Raw genomic sequence first — 18,368 nt, 5'->3', positions numbered from 1 at the left:
TCGCCCGAGAACTCAACGGACGACCACGCCAAACCCTCGACTGGCACAATCCAGCCGAGGTACTCAACAAACACCTAGTTGCAACAACCGCTTGAAACCGCCCGTCAGCGATACCCCACGGTCGGCGATCCCGAGTCGATCATCCGTCGGTGAGGCTGGGGTTCGGCCGGTGGTTGGCCGTAGGCTGGCGCAGGTGACGACGAGCACCGATGTCGACCCGCTGGTGGCCCGGATGCGGCCGTTCGGCACGACGATCTTCGCCGAGATGTCCGCCCTCGCCGTACGAACCGGCGCGGTCAACCTGGGTCAGGGCTTCCCCGACACGGACGGCCCGCCGGAAATGCTGGCCGCTGCGGCCGAGGCGCTGCGCGGCGGCCACAACCAGTACCCGCCGGGTCCGGGCATCCCCGCCCTACGCGCGGCGGTCGCGGCCCACCAGCGGCGGTTCCACGACCTGGCGTACGACCCGGACGGCGAGATCGTGATCACGGCGGGCGCTACCGAGGCGGTCGCGGCCAGCATCCTCGCCCTCTGCGAGCCGGGTGACGAGGTGATCTGCTTCGAGCCGTACTACGACTCGTACGCCGCCTCCATCGCGCTGGCCGGCGCGGTCCGGCGGCCGGTGACGCTGCGCCCCGCGGCCAACGGCCGGTACGCCTTCGATCCGGCCGCGCTGCGCGCGGCGTTCGGGCCGCGCACCCGGCTGGTGCTGCTCAACTCGCCGCACAACCCGACCGGCAAGGTCTTCACCCCGGCCGAGCTGGCCCTGGTCGCCGAGTTGTGCCAGGAGTTCGACGCGTACGCGGTCACCGACGAGGTGTACGAGCACCTGGTCTTCACCGACGCGGCGAGCCCACACGTGCCGCTGGCCAGCCTGCCCGGGATGCGTGAGCGGACGCTGCGCATCTCCTCGGCCGGCAAGACGTTCTCCTGCACGGGGTGGAAGGTCGGCTGGGCGAGCGGCCCGAGCACGCTGGTGTCGGCGGTGCTACGGGTGAAGCAGTTCCTGACCTTCGTCAACGCCGCGCCGCTGCAACCGGCGGTCGCCGTGGCGCTGGCCCTGCCGGACGACTACTACACCGGCTTCCGCGACGGGCTCCAACAGCGCCGCGACCAGCTTGTCGGCGGTCTCACCGACGCCGGCTTCGACGTGCTCGCCCCGGAGGGGACGTACTTCGTCACCGCCGACATCACGGCTCTCGGCGGCCGGGACGGGGTGGAGTTCTGCCGCGCGCTGCCGGAGCGGTGCGGCGTGGTGGCGGTGCCCACCCAGGTCTTCTACGACGACGTCGACGCGGGCCGGCGGCTGGTCCGGTTCACCTTCTGCAAGCGCCCGGAGGTGCTGACCGAGGCGGTCAGCCGGCTGCGCGCCCTGACCCCGACCGGCTGACCCCCGACCGGCTGCCGTCCGGCGGCTGTGGAGCTGATGTCGTAAACGGTTCAGCTCCACAGCGCCCGCTGGACAGCACCGCCCGCTAGGACGTGGCGGGGCTGGCGGTACGAACCAGCTCGGCGATCCGCTCGGCGACCTCGCGGGCCGTCCTCTCGGTGGCCGCCTCGACCATCACCCGGACCAGCGGCTCGGTGCCCGACGGCCGCAGCAGCACCCGCCCGGTCTCGCCCAGCTCCGCCTCGGCCCGCTCGACCTCGGCGCGTACGGCCGGCGCGGCGGCACCGACGGTGCGGTCCCCGACCGGCACGTTGATCAGCACCTGGGGCAGCTTGGTGACCACCGCGGCCAGCTCGGCGAGGGACTGACCGGTGGCCGCCATCCGGGCCATCAGGTGCAGGCCGGTGAGCACGCCGTCGCCGGTCGTGGCGTGGGCGGGCATGACGATGTGGCCGCTCTGCTCGCCGCCCAGCGCCAGCCCGGACGCGCGCAGCTCCTCCAGCACGTACCGGTCGCCGACCTTCGTCTCGATCAGCCGGATGCCCTGCGCGGACATGGCCAGCCGGAGGCCGAGGTTGCTCATCACGGTGGCGACCAGGGTGTCCTGGGTGAGCGTGCCGGCGTCGCGCATGGCGAGCGCGAGGATCGCCATGACCTGGTCGCCGTCCACCTCGTCGCCGTCGGCGGTGACCGCCACGCAGCGGTCGGCGTCGCCGTCGTGGGCGATGCCCAGGTGGGCGCCGTGCTCGACCACGGCGGCGCGCAGCGCCTCGATGTGGTTGGAGCCGCAGTCGTCGTTGATGTTCAGCCCGTCCGGCTCGGCGTGGATCGCCACGACCTCCGCGCCGGCCTCCCGGTACGCGACCGGAGCGACCTCGGCGGCGGCGCCGTTGGCGCAGTCGACCACGACCTTGATCCCGTCGAGCCGGTGCGGGAGGGTCCCGACCAGGTGCTGGACGTAGTGGTCGGCGCCGTCGAGCAGGTCGTGCACCCGGCCGACGCCGGCACCGATCGGCCGGTCCCAGGCGGTGGTCGCGTTCGCCTCGACGGCCGCCTCGATCTGCATCTCGATCTCGTCGGGCAGCTTGTGCCCGCCGGCGGCGAAGAGCTTGATGCCGTTGTCCGGCATCGGGTTGTGTGACGCGGAGAGCATCACCCCGAGGTCGGCCTTAGCCTCGGCGGTGAGGAAGGCCACCGCCGGGGTGGGCAGCACGCCGACCCGCACCACGTTCGCGCCGGCGCTGGTCAGGCCGGCCACCACGGCCGCCTCCAGCATCTCGCCGCTGGCGCGGGTGTCCCGGCCGACGACCGCGAGCGGCGGATGGCTGCGGTCCGTCTCGGCGAGTGTGTGCGCCGCGGCCACCGCGAGGGCGAGCGCCAATTCGGGTGTGAGATCCGCGTTCGCGCGCCCGCGTACGCCGTCCGTGCCGAACAACCGACCCATACCCGCCAACCTCCGATGAGCACTGCCGATGAGGAGAAAGCGGAACGGCCGGCCCACCTCCCCGGTCGAGGGGAGGCGGACCGGCCGTCCGTCAGAAGTACAACGCGCTGGTGGAGATCAGCGCTTCGAGTACTGGGGAGCCTTACGGGCCTTCTTGAGGCCGTACTTCTTGCTCTCCTTGACCCGGGCGTCCCGGGTGAGGAAGCCGGCCTTCTTGAGGGCCGGGCGGTCGTCCGGCTCGCTGACGATCAGCGCGCGGGCGATGCCGAGCCGGAGCGCACCGGCCTGCCCGGTGGTGCCGCCGCCACGCAGATTGGCGATGACGTCGAACGCCTCGAGCTTCTCGGCGGTGACCAGCGGGTCCTTGATGAGCTGCTGGTGCACCTTGCTCGGGAAGTAGGCCTCGAGGTCCTGGCCGTTGCAGGTGATCTTGCCGGTGCCCGGAACGATACGGACCCGGACGATGGCCTCCTTGCGGCGGCCCACGGTCTGGATCGGCCGGTCACCACGCGGCGCGCGGGCGACGGGCGCCGGCGCCTCGGTGACCTCGGGGGCTTCCGGGGCAACCTCGGTCTCGGTGATGTCGGTCATGCTGCTTCCTTCGCCCGCGCTCACTGCGCGATCTGCTTGATCTCGAACGGCACCGGCTGCTGCGCGAGGTGCGGGTGCTCGGCACCGGCGTAGACCTTCAGCTTCTTGATCAGCTGACGGCCGAGCTTGTTGTGCGGGAGCATCCCCTTCACGGCCAGCTCGATGGCCCGCTCGGGGCGCTTGGTCAGCAGCTCGTCGTAGCCGATCTGCTTCAGACCACCCGGGTAGCCCGAGTGGCGGTAAGCGACCTTGGTCTGGCGCTTGTTGCCGGTCAGCGCAACCTTGCCCGCGTTCACGATGACGACAAAGTCGCCCGTGTCGACGTGCGGCGCGAAAGTCGGCTTGTGCTTACCACGCAGCAACGTGGCGGCGTGGGTGGCCAGGCGGCCCAGCACGACATCAGAGGCGTCGATGACGTGCCACTGACGCTCGATCTCACCCGGCTTCGGGCTGTACGTACGCACAGGTCTACCTTGTCTCGTCGTCGGTCTGGGGTCGCGCGCCGAGGTGACCAGATCTTGCAGGCCGGACCAGCGCGCACGAACGACCAAGCGTACCTGATGGGGCACGCCTCTGGATGTCGTACAACAGCAGGCAACGATACCCGGCGCCCCGTCGGCAGGTCAAAACGGGGGTCCGCCCCCGTGCGCCGACCCGCCGGGGATGGCCCAGCTCACACGCCGGCGAGCCGTCCGGCCCTCGGACGACGGTAGACGACCCAGGTCGCCGCGAAGCACAGCGCGTACCAACCGATGAACGCCAGGTAGGCGGCGTCGGCGTTGCCCGAGCTGAGGAACGACTGGCGGAAGGCGATGTTGACCAGCACCCCGCCGGAGGCCCCCACCGCGCCTGCGATGCCGATCAACGCGCCGGTCATCCGCCGCGCCCACCGCGCGGCGGCCTCCGGGTCGTGCCGGCCGATGGTCACCGCGTCCGCAGCCCGGGCCCGGAAGATGGCCGGGATCATCTTGTACGTGGAGCCGTTGCCCACGCCGGAGAAGACGAAGAGGGCGAGGAAACCGGTCAGGTAGAGCCCGAACGAGCGTTCCCGGGCGGCGTACAGCACGACGGTGGCGCCGGCCGCCATCGCCACGAAGTTCCAGAAGGTCACCCGGGCTCCGCCGAGCCGGTCGGCGAGGTGCCCGCCCAGCGGCCGGATCAGTGAGCCGATCAGCGGACCGAGGAAGGTCAACCAGGCGGCGTCGACGGGGGTGGGAAACCGCTCGGCGAACTGGAGCTGGAGCACCTGGCCGAACGCGAAGCCGAACCCGATGAACGAGCCGAAGGTGCCGATGTAGAGCAGCGACATGGTCCAGGTGTGCGGGTCGCGGGCGGCCTCGCGCAGCGCTCCCGGCTCGTTGCGCGCCCCGGGCACCGTGTCCAACCAGCGGGCCGCCGCCAGCGCGGCCAGCACGATCAGCGGCAGGTAGACCGCCGGGACCAGCCGGGGGTACGCGGCGCCGGCGGTGGCCAGCACCGCCAGCCCGACCAGTTGCACCGCCGGTACGCCCAGGTTGCCGCCGCCGGCGTTGAGGCCGAGAGCGCGGCCCTTGAGCCGAGACGGGTAGAACAGGTTGATGTTCGCCATCGAGGAGGCGAAGTTGCCGCCGCCGACCCCGGTGAGGCACGCGAGCACCATCAGCGTCGAGTAGGACACCCCGGGTTCCAGCAGCACCGTCATCGGCACCGCGGGCACCAGCAGCAGCAGCGCGCTCACGGTCGTCCAGCGGCGTCCACCGAAGCGGGCCACGGCCAGCGTGTACGGCAGCCGCAGCACCGCGCCCAGGGCGGCCGGTACGGCGGTGAGCAGGAACTTCCCGGCCGGGTCGATGCCGTACGCGGGGCCGAGGAAGAGCACGGTCACCGACCAGAGGCTCCACACCGAGAACCCGACGTGCTCGGCGAAGATCGACACCCAGAGGTTGCGCCGGGCGATGGGCGCGCCAGTCGTGCGCCAGAAATCGGGGTCCTCGGGACGCCAGTCGTCGAGCGGGCGCCGCCCCCCGGCGACGGTCGGGGCTCCGGCGGTGACTGCGGTGCTGGTGAGCGTGCTCACGGCGGCTCCTCCTCGTCGATGCGACGAGGCGAAACGCTAGGAACACCGGGTTACCTGACGGTGCCCGTCGCGGGTCGGCCCGGAAACGGGCACCGCACCACGGTCGGACGGCGACGGTGAGGTCGGCGGTCAGAGCTGCTGGAGGATGCGCAGCGCGCGGCCGACCCGGAGCATGGTGTCGGTGTCGGCGACGTCCACGCAGTCGGTGAACCACTTCTTCATCGGCGAGGAGATCCGGTCGGGCATCACCACGTACCGGCCCATCGACACGGCGAGCGGGGAGTCGCGCAGCAGCGACTCCTCGACGACCTCGACCACGATCACGATGGGCACGTCGGTGGAGTTGTAGACGTCCGAGCTGATCACGAGGCCGAGGCGTTCCCGGGCGCCCTTGATGCGCCAGACCTCACCCCTGCGCAGCACGCGGCCGTCCGCCGGAGAGCAGGTCGTTGACCATGCCCACCTCGCGCGCGTCGGCGAGGGCGGCGGACTCCAGGTCCAGGCCGGCGCGGCCCACGGCGGCGGCGTGCGCGGTGAAGACCTCGCGCAGCGCCTTCTCCCGGGCGGCCTGGTCCATCCACGCGGAGAGCGACAGCCCCTCGCGCTTGGCGAACCGCCGCGCCTCCTCGATCGTCTCGTCCGTGAACGACAGAGTCACCTTGGCAGTCATGTCGAGCAGACTACCCATCGGTATGACCGTCAGTCATCCACGCGCCCGCCGGCTCGTCCCCGGCCGTCGAAACGCACATTCCGCCGGCCTTCACCGGATCCGGCCGCCGAACACGGCGAAGCGCCACTCCTTGAAGAAGCAGTCGACGTCGACCAGGCCGGCGTCGACCAGCCAGCGGCACTGGTCGGCGACGGTCGCCGGGCGGTCGTGCCGCATCCGCTCCCGAGATGCGGCGATCTCCTCCGGCGACGAACCCAGTTCGGTGATCCGCGCCGTCCACACCTCGTCGTAGCGCCGGTCCAACTCCGGAGTCGGGCCGCGACCTGCTCGGCGTTGACGAACACGCCGCCGGGCGCCAGTGCGGCGGCGGCCCGCCGGTAGAGCGCGCGCTTGCCGGCGTCGTCCAGGTGGTGGATCGCCAGCGCGCTGACCACGGCGTCGTACCGGCCGGACGGCAGCGGGTCGGCCAGGTCGGCCACGACCGTCCGGTGTGGCACCGACCGGGCGGTCAGCTGGTCGGCGGCGCGGGCGAGCATCGCCGGCGCGGCGTCCACCAGGGTCAGCCGGACTCCGGGCACCGCCGCGGCCAGCAGCAACGAGAGCAGACCGGTGCCCGCGCCCAGATCCAACACCTCCGGGGTACGTCCGGCGGCGAGCGCGGCGCGCAGCGGCGGCGCGGCCACCTGGACGGCGGTGCCGTAAAACGCGTCGAAGCACGGGATCAGCCGCCTGCGCGCCTCGTCGTAGGTGCCGGCCACCGCGTCGAAGACGTCCGTCACGCTCATCGCGGACTCCCAAATTTTGAGACGACTTTCCCACATTATAGACGCTGCGCGGTGGACGACGCTGATGTCGTCAGCGATTCAGCTCCAAAGGCTCATACCGGTCAGTCTGGCCGCGCTTGCGCTCCCTGAGGGGTGGTTGACCCGGACACGCGAGAGGTCCCCGGCGAACCGGGGGCCTTTGCGTCATCCTGGTCAGGCTGGGTCGTGTGCCTTCGTCATACGGACGAACGCTCGCCAGGCCGCCGGCCGGAAGACCAACGCCGGCCCTGCCGGGTCCTTCGAGTCCCGCACGCCAACGATGCTGGGCAGGTTGTCTGCAACCTCGACGCAGTCGCCGCCGTTGCCGCTGCTGCGGGTGCTCTTGCGCCACTGCGCGCCGGTCAGTTCCATGTCTTCGCCATCTCCGTAAGTAGGTCGACGGATTGCCAGTGGGACAACGCCTCGCCGCGTACGTTCTCCCACGCGGCCAGCATCGCCGCTATGTCCTCGGCACCGGTAACGACTTGTCCCTGAAGCTGATTGTCGAGGTAGCCGGCAATCCGATGCTCGGACCCCACAGCGATCACGAAGGGACCGTTCAGGCCAGCGTACGCGCCGACGGTTGAGGGGACGATGTGCACGCGGACGTGCGGGGCCCCGCACGCGCTGATGAGGGCCCGCACCTGCTCATGCATGGTGGCTCGCCCGCCGACTGGGCGCCGCAACACGGCTTCGTCAACAACGGCGGTGAAGTGTGGCGGGTCTTCACGGGTCAGGATGCTTTGCCGGGCAAGTCGTGAGGCTAGGTGCCGCTCGACGTCGCTGCGGGCTATGACGTCGGCTCCGGCGAGCACCGCGCGAGCGTATGCCTCGGTCTGGAGGAGGCCGGGAAGAACGGTCGACTGATACGACCGCAGCGAGATCGCCTCGCGCTCGATCTCTTGCCATGGTCGGAACCAAATTGGCTCGCGGCGTCTTGAAGTGTCCGGCCAGATGTCCCCTATGGGCCGCCGAAGCGCACTCGCCGCCGCCTCACGGTGTCGGGGGTGGGGAATGTGGTCGTGGTTCAGCCAGCGCGCGACCGTCTTCCGATCGACCCCGACCAACCCTGCCAGGGACTCAATCGAGTGTCCCGTCTCGGCGAGTGCGGCGCGCAGCGCATCGTTCACGACTTCCTCCATCGGATGCGCGGAATGTCTCGCGACCATATCGCTACGGGCTGTCTTTGTCCCATCACTGAACGCAAGGTGGGATCAGACAGCGCGACGACCAGGGGGAGAGCACCGTGCCGGACAAGCCGCCCGAGCGGAAACCCGAGCCGAAGCCCGAACCGAGGCCGAAAACCGGACCCGCCGTCGCCGGGCGCGCTCTGGCCGCCAGGGACCGTCCTTCCGCCCTGGCGGGTGAACCGACTCGACCGCGTCCCCGCGTACCGACGGGTGAACGCACGAGCGGGTCCGCGCGGAAGCCGCACACGGGTGACGTCTTGCACCTGACCCGCGCCGCGAGTGTGCAGTTCATGCGCCCGATCTTCGTCCGCGTGATTCGCGTTCTCGACTGGCCGACGTACGACGGGTGGCTGTGGATTGACGGTTACGAGCTGGCCGCGAATGGTGATGCGGTCGCGCGCCGGTCCCTGTTCGTGATGCCCGGGGGCCTGATCTGGCCGGACCCGCCCGTCCCGGCGGCCCGCCGGTCGACCACCCGCACGCCCGTCAAGCGCGGTCCGGTGCGGGTCGGATGAGCAGACGTCCTCGCCCGCACCAGCCGATGCGCCCGGCGTGGCTCTGCCGTAACTGCGCCGCTCCATGGCCGTGTTCGCCGGCTCAGCTTCACCTGGCGACCGAGTTCTACGGCCATTCGATCGCCTTGGCGTTCTACCTGGCAGCGAACCTGCAAGACGCGGTTGACGACCTGTACGCCCTGGGCGTTCGCCCCGACCCGCGAGCACTTCACGCCCGTTTCCTGGGCTGGCTGACCCTGACCCGACGACCACACCGCTCCGAGTTGCGGTAACGCCGTCCACCACCCGTCACACCCGCTGCTCCGGTGCGGTGTGAGCCCCACTTGACAGGACCGAAACAGAAGAGACCCGGACCGGAAACCGCCCGACGGCACGCTTTCCCGACATGACAGACGGTGCATGGTCGGCAACTCGACCGGGGCGGGCGCCCCGAGAGGTCGCGACGCACTGCCCGTACTGCGCCCTCCAGTGCGGCATGACCCTGCGCGCGGACGACGACGGGGTGACCGTGCACCCCCGCGAGTTCCCCACCAACCGCGGTGGGCTCTGCCAGAAGGGCTGGACGGCCGCCGACCTGCTCGATCACCCGGACCGGCTGACCACTCCCCTGCTGCGCGACCCGGCCACCGGCGAGCTGCGCCCGGCGAGTTGGGACGCCGCCCTGGACCGGATCGTCGCCGGCATCCGCGCCGTCCAGGACAGCGCCGGCCGGGACGCCGTCGCCGTCTTCGGCGGCGGCGGTCTGACCAACGAGAAGGCGTACGCGCTGGGGAAGTTCGCCCGGATCGGGCTGCGCACCCGGCACATCGACTACAACGGACGGTTCTGCATGTCCTCCGCGGCGGCCGCCGGGATGCGCGCCTTCGGCATCGACCGGGGACTGCCGTTCCCGCTCGCCGACCTGGGCCGGGCCGACACCCTGCTGCTGGTCGGCGCCAACCCGGCGGAGACCATGCCGCCGCTGGTGCGCTGGCTCACCGAGCAACGCCGCTCCGGCGGCAAGCTGATCGTCGTCGACCCCCGCGTCACCGCCACCGCCCGCCAGGCCGACCTGCACCTGCAACCGCTGCCCGGCACCGACCTCGCGGTGGCCAACGCGCTGCTGCACATCGCGCTCACCGAGGGCTGGGTCGACCACAGGTACGTGGCCGAGCGGACCACCGGCTTCGAGGCGGTCCGCCGCGAAGTCGCCGCCTGGTGGCCGGCCCGCGCGGAGCAGCTCTCCGGGGTGCCGGTGGCCGACCTGGAGGCGACCGCCCGGGCGCTGGGCACCGGCGGACGGGTGATCATCCTGACCGCGCGTGGCGCCGAGCAGCACGCCAAGGGCGTGGACACCGTCTCCGCGTACGTCAACCTGGCCCTCGCCCTCGGTCTGCCCGGCCGCGTCGGCTCCGGATACGGCTGCCTCACCGGCCAGGGCAACGGCCAGGGCGGCCGCGAGCACGGGCAGAAGGCCGACCAGCTCCCCGGCTACCGAAAGATCGACGACCCGGTGGCCCGGGAGCACGTGGCCGGGGTCTGGGGGGTGCCGGCCGAGGACCTGCCGGGCCCGGGTGTGCCGGCGTACCAACTGCTCGACTCGCTCGGCACTCCCGACGGCCCGCGCGCGTTGCTGGTGTTCGGCTCGAACCCGGTGGTCTCCGCGCCCCGGGCGGCCCGGATCGAGCGCCGGCTGCGCGATCTCGACCTGCTGGTCGTCGCCGACCTGCTGCTCTCCGAGACGGCGGCGCTGGCCGACGTGGTGCTGCCCACCGCGCAGTGGGCCGAGGAGGACGGCACGATGACCAACCTGGAGGGTCGGGTGCTGCGTCGACGCGCGCTGCGCCCACCACCGCCCCACGTCCGGACCGACCTGGCCATCATCTCCGACCTGGCGGCGAGGCTGGCCCCCGACGAGGCGGCGGCCAGCGACGCGGCGGCCCGGTTCCCGGCCGATCCGGCCGTCGTCTTCGCCGAGCTGCGCCGCGCCTCCGCCGGCGGCGCCGCCGACTACGCCGGCATCACCTGGGCCCGGATCGACGCCGCCGACGGCGTCCACTGGCCCTGTCCCAGCGAGGACGGGCCGGACACGCCACGGCTCTTCGCCGACCGCTTCGCCACCCCGGACGGCCGGGCCCGGTTCCACCCCGTCGACCACCGGCCGGCCGCCGAGGAGGTCTGCGCCACGTACCCGCTGCACTTCACCACCGGCCGGGTGCTCGCCCAGTACCAGTCCGGCACGCAGACCCGCCGGGTGGCCGCGCTGCGCCGTGCCGCGCCCGAGGCGTTCGTCGAGTTACACCCCGACCTGGCGGCCCGGCTGGGCATCGACGACGGCGACCCGGTGCTGGTCACGTCCCGCCGGGGTGAACTGCGCGCTCCGGCCCGACTCAGCGCCGGGATCCGACCGGACACCGTTTTCGCGCCGTTCCACTGGGCCGGGGCGGCCCGGGCCAACTCGGTGACCAACGACGCGGTGGACCCGATCTCCGGGATGCCCGAGTTCAAGATCTGCGCCGTCCGGGTGGAGAAGGCATGACCACCCGAATCGTGATCATCGGCAACGGGATGGCGGGCGCCCGCCTCGCCGGCGAGCTGCACGCCCGGGAGGGGGACCGGAAGGTCACCGTCCTCGGGGCGGAGCCGCACCGCGCGTACAACCGGATCATGCTCTCCACCCTGCTGGCGGGCCGGATCGGCGAGCCGGACGTGGAGCTGACCGAGGCCGCCGGGCACGGCATCGACCTGCGCACCGGCGTACCGGTGACCGCGGTGGACCGGCCCGCCCGCGAGGTCCGCACGGCCGACGGCGAACGGATCCCCTACGACCACCTGGTCCTCGCCACCGGCGCCCGGGCGGTGGTGCCGCCACTACCCGGCCTCGACCCGGCCGACCTGCCGCGGCGGGTGGTCCCGTTCCGGACCCTGGACGACTGCCGGCGGATCATCGCGGCGGCCGACGGCGCGCGCAGCGCGCTCGTGCTCGGCGGCGGACTGCTCGGCCTGGAGGCCGCCCGCGGGCTGGCCACCCGGGGACTGACCACCACCGTGGTGCACCACACCGAACACCTGATGGAGCGCCAGCTCGACCCGGCGGCCGGCGCCGTGCTCGCCGGCACGCTCGCGGGTCTCGGCGTCACCGTCCAACTCGCCGTGCCGGCGACCGGCGTGGTCGCGGACGACACCGGCGTACGCCTCGACCTGGCCGACGGTCGATCGTTGCGGGCCGGCCTGCTGGTGCTCTCCTGCGGGGTACGCCCGGACACCGTCCTCGCGCGGGCCGCCGGGTTGACCGTGCGACGCGGTGTGGTGGTGGACGACCGGCTGCGCACCGACGACCGGAACATCTCGGCGATCGGCGACTGCGCCGAACACGACGACGCGCTCACCGGCCTGGTGGCACCCGCCTGGGCCCAGGCCCGGGTGCTCGCCGATGTGCTGACCGGCACCGACCCGCTGGCCCGCTACCGGCCCCGGCCCGTGGTGACCCGGCTGAAGGCGGCCGGGATCGACCTGGCCGCCATGGGTGACGCGGTGGGCGGCGAGCCGGGCGAGGAACTGACCTTCACCGACCCGGCCCGGGGCACGTACGCCCGGCTGCGGATCCGCGACGAGCGTCTGATCGGCGCGATCCTGCTCGGCGACAACCCGGCGGTCGGCACGGTGATCCAACTGTTCGACCGTGGTCATCCGGTGCCGGCCGACCGTCGGGCACTGCTGCTGGGCCGGGCGCTCGGTGCGACCGCCGCGGCGCCGGCCGCCTCACCGGCGCTGATGCCGGACGCGGCCACCGTGTGCCAATGCAACGCGGTGACCAAGGGCGCGCTGGTGCGGTGTTGGCGCTCCGGTGCCCGGACGGTCGACGCGGTGGTGGCGGCGACCCGCGCCGGCACCGGATGTGGCGGCTGCCGGGACGCGGTGGGCGGCATCGTCGACTGGCTGTCCGAAGCGGAATCGGTGGAGGTGACGCGATGAGCGGCGACCTGGTGGTCATCGGCAATGGAATGGTCGGGCAGCGTTTCGTCGACGCGCTGCGCGCCCGGGACCCGCAGGGACGGTGGCGGGTGACCGTGCTGGGCGAGGAGCGACGTGCGGCGTACGACCGGGTGCGGCTCTCGGCGTTCTTCGACGGGGTGAGCGAGAGTGACCTCAACCTGCACACCCCGCACGACGGGGTACGGCTGCGCCTCGGCGAGCCGGCCACCGCCATCGACCGGGACCGGCGGGTGGTGACCACCGCCGTCGGCGAGTACCACTACGACGCGTTGGTGCTGGCCACCGGTTCGTACGCGTTCGTGCCGCCGGTGCCCGGGGCGGAACTGCCGGGGGTCTTCGTCTACCGGACCCTGGACGACCTGACGGCGATCCGCGCGTACGCGGACGGCCGGCGGGCCGGCGCGGTGATCGGCGGCGGACTGCTCGGGCTGGAGGCGGCGAACGCCCTGCGGCTGCTCGGCCTGAGCACCGACGTGGTCGAGTTCGCGCCCCGGTTGATGCCGGTGCAGGTGGACCAGGCTGGCGGCGCGATGCTGCGACGCTACGTCGAGGAGTTGGGCGTCCGCACCCACCTCGGGGTGGCCACCACCGCGATCCGGCCCGGTCCGGACGGCGCCGTCGCCGCCCTGGAACTCTCCGACGGCAGTGCGGTGGACGCCGAGTTGGTGGTGGTGGCCGCCGGTATCCGCCCGCGCGACGAACTGGCCCGTACCGCGGGCCTGCCGCTGGGTCCACGCGGCGGGGTGCTGGTCGACGAGACGTGCCGCAGCGCCGACGAGCGGATCTGGGCGGTCGGCGAGTGCGCGGCGGTCGACGGCACCTGCCACGGCCTCGTCGCACCGGGGTACGCGACGGCCGAGGTGGTGGCCGACCGGTTGGTCGGTGGCGCGGCGACCTTCCCGGGCGCGGACACCGCCACCAAGCTGAAGCTGCTCGGCGTCGACGTGGCCTCGTTCGGCGACGCACACGGCGCCACCCCGGGCTGCCTGGACGTCACGTTCACCGATCCGGCGACCCGGGTGTACGCGAAGCTGGTCCTCTCCGACGACGCGCGCACCCTGCTCGGCGGGGTGCTGGTCGGCGACGCCAGCGCGTACCCGACGTTGCGGGCCAGTGTTGGCGGTCCGCTGCCGGCCGCGCCGCTGGCGCTGCTCGCCCCCGACGGCGGCGGCGCGGACGCCGGTGCGCTGCCCGCCACCGCGCAGGTCTGCTCCTGCAACGCGGTGACCCGCGGTGACGTGGACGCCGCCATCGCCGGCGGCTGCGCGGACGTGGCGGCGTTGAAGGCGTGCACCAGGGCCGGCACCAGCTGCGGCTCCTGTGTGCCGATGCTGAAGCAGCTCCTGGACGCGGCCGGGGTGGCGCAGTCCAGCGCGCTGTGCGAGCACTTCGACGTCAGCCGGCGGGAGCTGTTCGAAATCGTCCAGGTACGCGGCATCCGCACCTTCTCCCGACTGGCCGCCGAGCACGGTCGGGGGCGCGGCTGCGACATCTGCAAGCCGGTGGTGGCGTCGATCCTCGCCTCGCTGGGCACCGGGCACGTGCTCGACGGGGAGCAGGCGTCGTTGCAGGACACCAACGACCACTTCCTGGCCAACCTGCAACGCGACGGCAGCTACTCGGTGGTGCCCCGGATCCCCGGCGGCGAGATCACCCCGGAGAAGCTGATCGTGATCGGTGAGGTCGCCCGGGACTTCCAGCTCTACACGAAGATCACCGGCGGGCAGCGGATCGACCTGTTCGGGGCCCGGGTGGAGCAGTTGCCGCAGATCTGGCGGCGGCTCGTGGACGCGGGCTTCGAGTCCGGTCACGCGTACGGCAAGGCGCTGCGCACGGTGAAGTCCTGCGTCGGCGAGACCTGGTGCCGGTACGGCGTACAGGACTCGGTGGGGTTGGCCGTGGCGCTGGAGCTGCGCTACCGGGGACTGCGCGCGCCCCACAAAATCAAGTCGGCGGTCTCGGGTTGTGCCCGGGAGTGCGCCGAGGCGCGCAGCAAGGACTTCGGCATCATCGCCACGGAGACCGGCTGGAACCTGTACGTCGGCGGCAACGGCGGCTTCCGGCCCCGGCACGCCGACCTGTTCGCCACCGACCTGTCCACCGAGACGCTCATCACCCTGATCGACAGGTTCCTGATCTACTACATCCGCACCGCCGACCGGCTGCAACGCACCGCCGGCTGGATCGAGGCGATGGACGGCGGCCTGGACCACCTGCGCGCGGTGATCGTGGACGACTCACTGGGCCTCTGCGCCGACCTCGACGCGGCGATGGCGCGGCACGTGTCGTCGTACTCCGACGAGTGGCGCGACGTGCTCGACGACCCGGACCGGCTGCGCCGCTACACCTCGTTCGTCAACGCTCCCGACGTGCCCGACCCGTCGATCACCTTCGCGCTGGAACGCGGCCAGCCGGTGCCAGTGCGTGGCCACACATCCCCGGCCCGACCCGAGGACGCCGACGATCAACGCCGGCAGCCGGTCGCGCTGGGCCTACCGGAGGTACGGCGATGAACCACAGCAGCACACTGGACTGGACCGCGGTCTGCCCCCTCGACCGGCTCGAACCCGATCGGGGTGTCGCCGCCCTGGTCGACGGCGTGCAGGTCGCCCTCTTCCGGACCGCGGACGGGCTGTTCGCGATCGACAACCGCGATCCGGTGTCCGGGGCGTGCGTACTGTCCCGGGGCATCGTAGGCAGCCGCGTCGGGGTGCCGACGGTCGCCTCGCCGCTGCACAAGCAGGTGTACGACCTGCGCACCGGGCACTGCCTCGACCTGCCCGGCGTCGCCGTGGCCCGGCACGACGCGCGCTGCCGCGACGGGCTGGTCGAAGTGCGGCTGCGACGGGAGGTTTGATGCGGGAGGAACTGGCCGGCTTCACCATCGGGGTGACCGCCGACCGGCGGCGCGACGAGTTGGCCGCGCTGCTGGAGCGCCGGGGCGCGCGGGTGGTGCTCGCCCCGGCGCTGCGGATCGTGCCGCTGTCCGACGACACCGAACTGCGGGAGGCGACCCGCGCCTGCCTGGACCAACCGCCGGACATCCTGATGGCCAACACCGGCATCGGCATGCGCGGGTGGCTGGAGGCGGCCGAGGGTTGGGGGCTCGCCGAGCCGCTGCGATCGGTGTTGGCGGGGTCGTACGTGGTGGCCCGGGGGCCCAAGGCTCGCGGCGCGATCCGGGCGGCGGGGCTGCACGACCAGTGGTCGCCGGCCTCCGAGAGCTGCGACGAGGTGGTCGACCACCTGCGTCGGCGCGGCGTGGCCGGGCAGGTGATCGCCATGCAGCTGCACGGTGAGCGGCAACCGGAGTGCACGCTCGCGCTGGAGGCGGCCGGCGCGACGGTGATCGAGGTGCCGGTCTACCGGTGGGCGCCGCCGACCGACCCGGCGCCGCTGCACCGACTGATCGACCTGATCGCCGGCCGGCTGGTGGACGCCGTGACGTTCACCTCGGCGCCAGCGGCCGAGGCCCTGCTACGCGCGGCCGGGGACCGCGGCGACGCGGTGCTCTCCGCGTTCCGCACCGACGTGCTCGCCAGCTGCGTGGGCGCGGTCACCGCCGAGCCGCTGCTGCGGCACGGGATACCGGTCAGCGCACCCGGCCGGGCCGGCTGGGGGCGCTCGTGCGTGCCATCGCCGACGAGCTGCCCCGCCGGACCGTGACGTTCAAGGCCGCCGGGCACCTGCTCACCCTGCGCGGGCACGCCGCGGTGATCGACGGCGAGCTGCGGCCACTCGCCCCCGCGCCGATGGCGGTGCTGCGGGCGCTGGCCCAGTCCCCCGGCCGGGTGCTGTCGCGCACCGCCCTGCTGCGGACGCTGCCCCGCGGCGCGGACGAGCACGCCGTGGAGATGGCCGTCGCCCGCCTACGGGCCGGCCTGCGCGCCCCGCGCGTGGTGCAGACCGTGGTCAAGCGCGGCTACCGGCTCCGGGTGGACTGACACGTCGCGGCCGGCCGGACGGACCGGCCGACCGCGACGGGCTCAGCCGACGGGCGTGGGGGAACCCCTGCCGTGCTCGGCCTGGAGCCGGAGCATGGCGTGCTCGACCACCGTCACCAGCACCTGCTTGACCGAGTCCCGGTGCCGGGCGTCGGTCATCACGAGCGGCACCTGCGGCGAGATGGCCAGCGCCTCGCGGACCTCCTCCGCCTCGTACTCCGGGGCGCCGTCGAAACGGTTCAGCGCCACCACGTACGGCAGGTTGCGGTTCTCGAAGTAGTCCAGCGGGGCGAACGCGTCGGTGATCCGGCGGGTGTCCACCAGCACGGCGGCGCCCACCGCACCCCGGATGATCTCGTCCCACATGAACCAGAACCGGGTCTGACCCGGTGTACCGAAGAGGTACAGGATCAGGTCCTGGGCCATCGTGATCCGGCCGAAGTCCATGGCGACCGTGGTGGTCTCCTTGCCCGGCACCTTGGACGGGTCGTCGATGCCGACACCGGCCGCGGTCATCACCGCCTCGGTGGTCAGCGGCGTGATCTCGGAGATCGAACCGACCAGCGTCGTCTTACCGACGCCGAAGCCGCCCGCGACAACGATCTTCGCGGAGACGATTCCCCGGCTCTGCCGCCCCCCAGCGGGGTCATAGCCTGCGAAGTCCACTTAGCACCCTTCCAAGCAGTTCCATCCGCTCCTCGAACCCCTCGGCGGGAGCAGCAGTGTGTAACGTCAGCAGGCTCTCGGCCACCATGTCGGCGACCAACACCCGGGCGACGCCCAGCGGCATCCGGGTGTACGCGGCGATCTCCGCCAGCGACTGTGCCCGGCCCTCGCAGACCGTGGCGATTCGGTGCTTGTCGTGCCCGGCGAAGCGGGACTCGGCGACCTGGGTGGGAGAGGCCGTGAGGACCGCCTCGAGAGCGATGTCCTGCCGGGGCTCCGTACGACCACGGGTGACCGCGTAGGGACGCACCAGAGCACCGCGCGGGTCAACGCGCCGTTGGTCCATCCCCGATCACCTCCTCGTCCCGTACGGAGTCGGCGTACACCGCCTCCCATCCCCGGTCCGGCGCGCGGTCGGCGCGCCGGGTCTCGGTACTACGAACGCACCGCGTCTCGCGGCAGCGGCACCAGCGCGGCACCGACCCGCTCGACCAGCAACGCCATCTCGTAGCCGACCTGGCCCACGTCACAGCTACGCGCGGCCAGCACGGCCATCGACGAGCCGTCGCTGATCGACATGAGGAAGAGGTAGCCGCTGTCCATCTCGATGACGGTCTGCAACACCCCGCCCGCGCTGAACATCCGGGCCGCGCCCTCGGTCAGGCTCACCACGCCAGAGGTGATCGCGGCAAGCTGGTCCGCTCGGTCCCCCGGCAGATCCCGGGAGGACGCGAGCAGCAGCCCGTCGGCGGACACCGCCACCACGTGGGCGATACCCGCCACGCTGTCGGCGAAGTTGGTGAGCAGCCAACCCATGTCCTGCATGGCAGCTGGCCTGTTCATCGGCTCTCCTTGGTCGAGGTGCTGTTCTGGTCCGTCCCGGCCGTCCGGCCGCGCTGCACACCGCGGTGGTAGGCCGACAACAGGCCACGTACTTCATCGGGGGTTCGCCGGCTGCGGTCCCGGCCACCCTTCGGTTCGATCCCGCCCGGCACGAGCTGTGCCTGCGGCACCCGCTTCGGCAGCCCCGAGCGGGTCGTACCGGCGGCGGCCGGCTCGGCGGCCCGACTGGCCCGCGACCAGCCTTCGTCCGCCGCGGTCCGCCAGGCGCCCGGGTCAGTGGG

At 72.4% G+C, this 18,368-nt stretch carries 20 protein-coding genes and 1 pseudogene; 8 read left to right on the top strand and 13 right to left on the bottom strand.

Annotated elements, in window-relative coordinates; all coding sequences use genetic code 11:
- Positions 1–193 precede the first annotated feature (193 nt).
- A complete protein-coding gene (locus JNW91_RS20780) occupies positions 194–1,390 on the top strand; it encodes a pyridoxal phosphate-dependent aminotransferase (protein WP_203177177.1) in 1,197 nt (398 codons plus the stop codon).
- Between the two features lie 85 nt (positions 1,391–1,475).
- On the opposite strand, the gene glmM is transcribed toward JNW91_RS20780, so the two are convergent.
- From glmM to JNW91_RS20735, 9 genes are all read right to left on the bottom strand, one after another.
- The gene (glmM, locus tag JNW91_RS20775) at positions 1,476–2,834 is read right to left on the bottom strand and encodes a phosphoglucosamine mutase (protein WP_203177176.1); all 1,359 of its coding nucleotides are present in this window, start codon (positions 2,832–2,834) and stop codon (positions 1,476–1,478) included.
- A 117-nt stretch (positions 2,835–2,951) separates the two neighbouring features.
- On the bottom strand, positions 2,952–3,425 hold the full coding sequence (rpsI, locus tag JNW91_RS20770) for a 30S ribosomal protein S9 (RefSeq protein ID WP_203177175.1): 474 nt from the start codon (positions 3,423–3,425) through the stop codon (positions 2,952–2,954).
- A 20-nt stretch (positions 3,426–3,445) separates the two neighbouring features.
- The gene (gene rplM, locus JNW91_RS20765; RefSeq protein WP_053653864.1) at positions 3,446–3,889 is read right to left on the bottom strand and encodes a 50S ribosomal protein L13; all 444 of its coding nucleotides are present in this window, start codon (positions 3,887–3,889) and stop codon (positions 3,446–3,448) included.
- A 209-nt stretch (positions 3,890–4,098) separates the two neighbouring features.
- Entirely contained in the window at positions 4,099–5,481 is a 1,383-nt protein-coding gene (locus tag JNW91_RS20760; RefSeq protein WP_203177174.1) for an MFS transporter, read from the bottom strand.
- A 129-nt stretch (positions 5,482–5,610) separates the two neighbouring features.
- The gene (locus JNW91_RS20755; protein WP_203177173.1) at positions 5,611–5,904 is read right to left on the bottom strand and encodes a hypothetical protein; all 294 of its coding nucleotides are present in this window, start codon (positions 5,902–5,904) and stop codon (positions 5,611–5,613) included.
- Entirely contained in the window at positions 5,888–6,151 is a 264-nt protein-coding gene (locus JNW91_RS20750) for a DUF6364 family protein (RefSeq protein ID WP_203177172.1), read from the bottom strand. The genes JNW91_RS20755 and JNW91_RS20750 overlap by 17 nt, the downstream gene beginning before the upstream one ends.
- Positions 6,152–6,180: 29 nt before the next feature.
- Positions 6,181–6,936 (bottom strand): class I SAM-dependent methyltransferase, encoded by a 756-nt coding sequence (locus tag JNW91_RS20745; RefSeq protein WP_238425384.1) that lies wholly within the window; start codon positions 6,934–6,936, stop codon positions 6,181–6,183.
- A 192-nt stretch (positions 6,937–7,128) separates the two neighbouring features.
- Positions 7,129–7,326, bottom strand: a complete 198-nt coding sequence (locus JNW91_RS20740; protein WP_203177171.1) for a DUF397 domain-containing protein — start codon at positions 7,324–7,326, stop codon at positions 7,129–7,131.
- A complete protein-coding gene (locus tag JNW91_RS20735) occupies positions 7,317–8,084 on the bottom strand; it encodes a helix-turn-helix domain-containing protein (protein ID WP_203177170.1) in 768 nt (255 codons plus the stop codon). Before JNW91_RS20735 ends, JNW91_RS20740 begins: the two co-directional genes overlap by 10 nt.
- A 350-nt stretch (positions 8,085–8,434) precedes the next feature.
- Here JNW91_RS20735 and JNW91_RS20730 point away from each other — a divergent pair, with 350 nt between their 5' ends.
- The 7 genes and pseudogenes from JNW91_RS20730 to JNW91_RS20700 all read left to right on the top strand — a co-directional run bounded on the left by JNW91_RS20730 (position 8,435) and on the right by JNW91_RS20700 (position 16,578).
- Positions 8,435–8,659 (top strand): hypothetical protein, encoded by a 225-nt coding sequence (locus tag JNW91_RS20730; RefSeq protein ID WP_203177178.1) that lies wholly within the window; start codon positions 8,435–8,437, stop codon positions 8,657–8,659.
- On the top strand, positions 8,656–8,931 hold the full coding sequence (locus JNW91_RS20725; protein WP_203177169.1) for a hypothetical protein: 276 nt from the start codon (positions 8,656–8,658) through the stop codon (positions 8,929–8,931). Before JNW91_RS20730 ends, JNW91_RS20725 begins: the two co-directional genes overlap by 4 nt.
- Positions 8,932–9,134: 203 nt before the next feature.
- Positions 9,135–11,177 carry a molybdopterin oxidoreductase family protein gene (locus tag JNW91_RS20720; RefSeq protein ID WP_407664361.1) on the top strand — a complete coding sequence of 681 codons (2,043 nt, stop codon included), beginning with the start codon at positions 9,135–9,137 and terminating at the stop codon, positions 11,175–11,177.
- Positions 11,174–12,613, top strand: a complete 1,440-nt coding sequence (locus JNW91_RS20715) for an FAD-dependent oxidoreductase (protein WP_203177167.1) — start codon at positions 11,174–11,176, stop codon at positions 12,611–12,613. The genes JNW91_RS20720 and JNW91_RS20715 overlap by 4 nt, the downstream gene beginning before the upstream one ends.
- Positions 12,610–15,147 carry a nitrite reductase large subunit NirB gene (gene nirB / locus JNW91_RS20710; protein WP_203177166.1) on the top strand — a complete coding sequence of 846 codons (2,538 nt, stop codon included), beginning with the start codon at positions 12,610–12,612 and terminating at the stop codon, positions 15,145–15,147. Before JNW91_RS20715 ends, nirB begins: the two co-directional genes overlap by 4 nt.
- The gene (gene nirD, locus JNW91_RS20705; protein ID WP_203177165.1) at positions 15,144–15,491 is read left to right on the top strand and encodes a nitrite reductase small subunit NirD; all 348 of its coding nucleotides are present in this window, start codon (positions 15,144–15,146) and stop codon (positions 15,489–15,491) included. The genes nirB and nirD overlap by 4 nt, the downstream gene beginning before the upstream one ends.
- Positions 15,491–16,578, top strand: a pseudogene (locus JNW91_RS20700) (uroporphyrinogen-III synthase). The gene nirD and the pseudogene JNW91_RS20700 overlap by 1 nt, the downstream one beginning before the upstream one ends.
- A 42-nt stretch (positions 16,579–16,620) precedes the next feature.
- Here the strand turns inward: JNW91_RS20700 and JNW91_RS20695 are convergent.
- The 4 genes from JNW91_RS20695 to JNW91_RS20680 form a co-directional block, all read right to left on the bottom strand.
- Positions 16,621–17,244 (bottom strand): GTP-binding protein, encoded by a 624-nt coding sequence (locus JNW91_RS20695; protein WP_203177164.1) that lies wholly within the window; start codon positions 17,242–17,244, stop codon positions 16,621–16,623.
- On the bottom strand, positions 17,225–17,590 hold the full coding sequence (locus tag JNW91_RS20690) for a DUF742 domain-containing protein (RefSeq protein WP_151488101.1): 366 nt from the start codon (positions 17,588–17,590) through the stop codon (positions 17,225–17,227). The genes JNW91_RS20695 and JNW91_RS20690 overlap by 20 nt, the downstream gene beginning before the upstream one ends.
- 89 nt (positions 17,591–17,679) lie before the next feature.
- On the bottom strand, positions 17,680–18,087 hold the full coding sequence (locus JNW91_RS20685; RefSeq protein ID WP_007465177.1) for a roadblock/LC7 domain-containing protein: 408 nt from the start codon (positions 18,085–18,087) through the stop codon (positions 17,680–17,682).
- The coding region (locus JNW91_RS20680) for a hypothetical protein (RefSeq protein WP_203177163.1) at positions 18,084–18,368 on the bottom strand (285 nt) is incomplete at its 5' end. The genes JNW91_RS20680 and JNW91_RS20685, both read right to left, overlap by 4 nt.

This window comes from Micromonospora parastrephiae, assembly GCF_016802865.1.
GTDB lineage: Bacteria > Actinomycetota > Actinomycetes > Mycobacteriales > Micromonosporaceae > Micromonospora > Micromonospora parastrephiae.
Note: the sequence above shows the minus strand (reverse complement) of the source record. Positions and strands in the feature narration are given on the sequence as shown.

Coding starts and splice junctions, on each gene's coding strand:
- glmM (WP_203177176.1), bottom strand. CDS start 2,834: ATGGGTCGGTTGTTCGGCACGGACGGCGTACGCGGGCGCGCGAACGCG.
- rpsI (WP_203177175.1), bottom strand. CDS start 3,425: ATGACCGACATCACCGAGACCGAGGTTGCCCCGGAAGCCCCCGAGGTC.
- JNW91_RS20750 (WP_203177172.1), bottom strand. CDS start 6,151: ATGACTGCCAAGGTGACTCTGTCGTTCACGGACGAGACGATCGAGGAG.
- JNW91_RS20745 (WP_238425384.1), bottom strand. CDS start 6,936: ATGAGCGTGACGGACGTCTTCGACGCGGTGGCCGGCACCTACGACGAG.
- JNW91_RS20740 (WP_203177171.1), bottom strand. CDS start 7,326: ATGGAACTGACCGGCGCGCAGTGGCGCAAGAGCACCCGCAGCAGCGGC.
- JNW91_RS20730 (WP_203177178.1), top strand. CDS start 8,435: ATGCGCCCGATCTTCGTCCGCGTGATTCGCGTTCTCGACTGGCCGACG.
- JNW91_RS20725 (WP_203177169.1), top strand. CDS start 8,656: ATGAGCAGACGTCCTCGCCCGCACCAGCCGATGCGCCCGGCGTGGCTC.
- JNW91_RS20720 (WP_407664361.1), top strand. CDS start 9,135: ATGACCCTGCGCGCGGACGACGACGGGGTGACCGTGCACCCCCGCGAG.
- JNW91_RS20715 (WP_203177167.1), top strand. CDS start 11,174: ATGACCACCCGAATCGTGATCATCGGCAACGGGATGGCGGGCGCCCGC.
- nirB (WP_203177166.1), top strand. CDS start 12,610: ATGAGCGGCGACCTGGTGGTCATCGGCAATGGAATGGTCGGGCAGCGT.
- nirD (WP_203177165.1), top strand. CDS start 15,144: ATGAACCACAGCAGCACACTGGACTGGACCGCGGTCTGCCCCCTCGAC.
- JNW91_RS20690 (WP_151488101.1), bottom strand. CDS start 17,590: ATGGACCAACGGCGCGTTGACCCGCGCGGTGCTCTGGTGCGTCCCTAC.
- JNW91_RS20685 (WP_007465177.1), bottom strand. CDS start 18,087: ATGAACAGGCCAGCTGCCATGCAGGACATGGGTTGGCTGCTCACCAAC.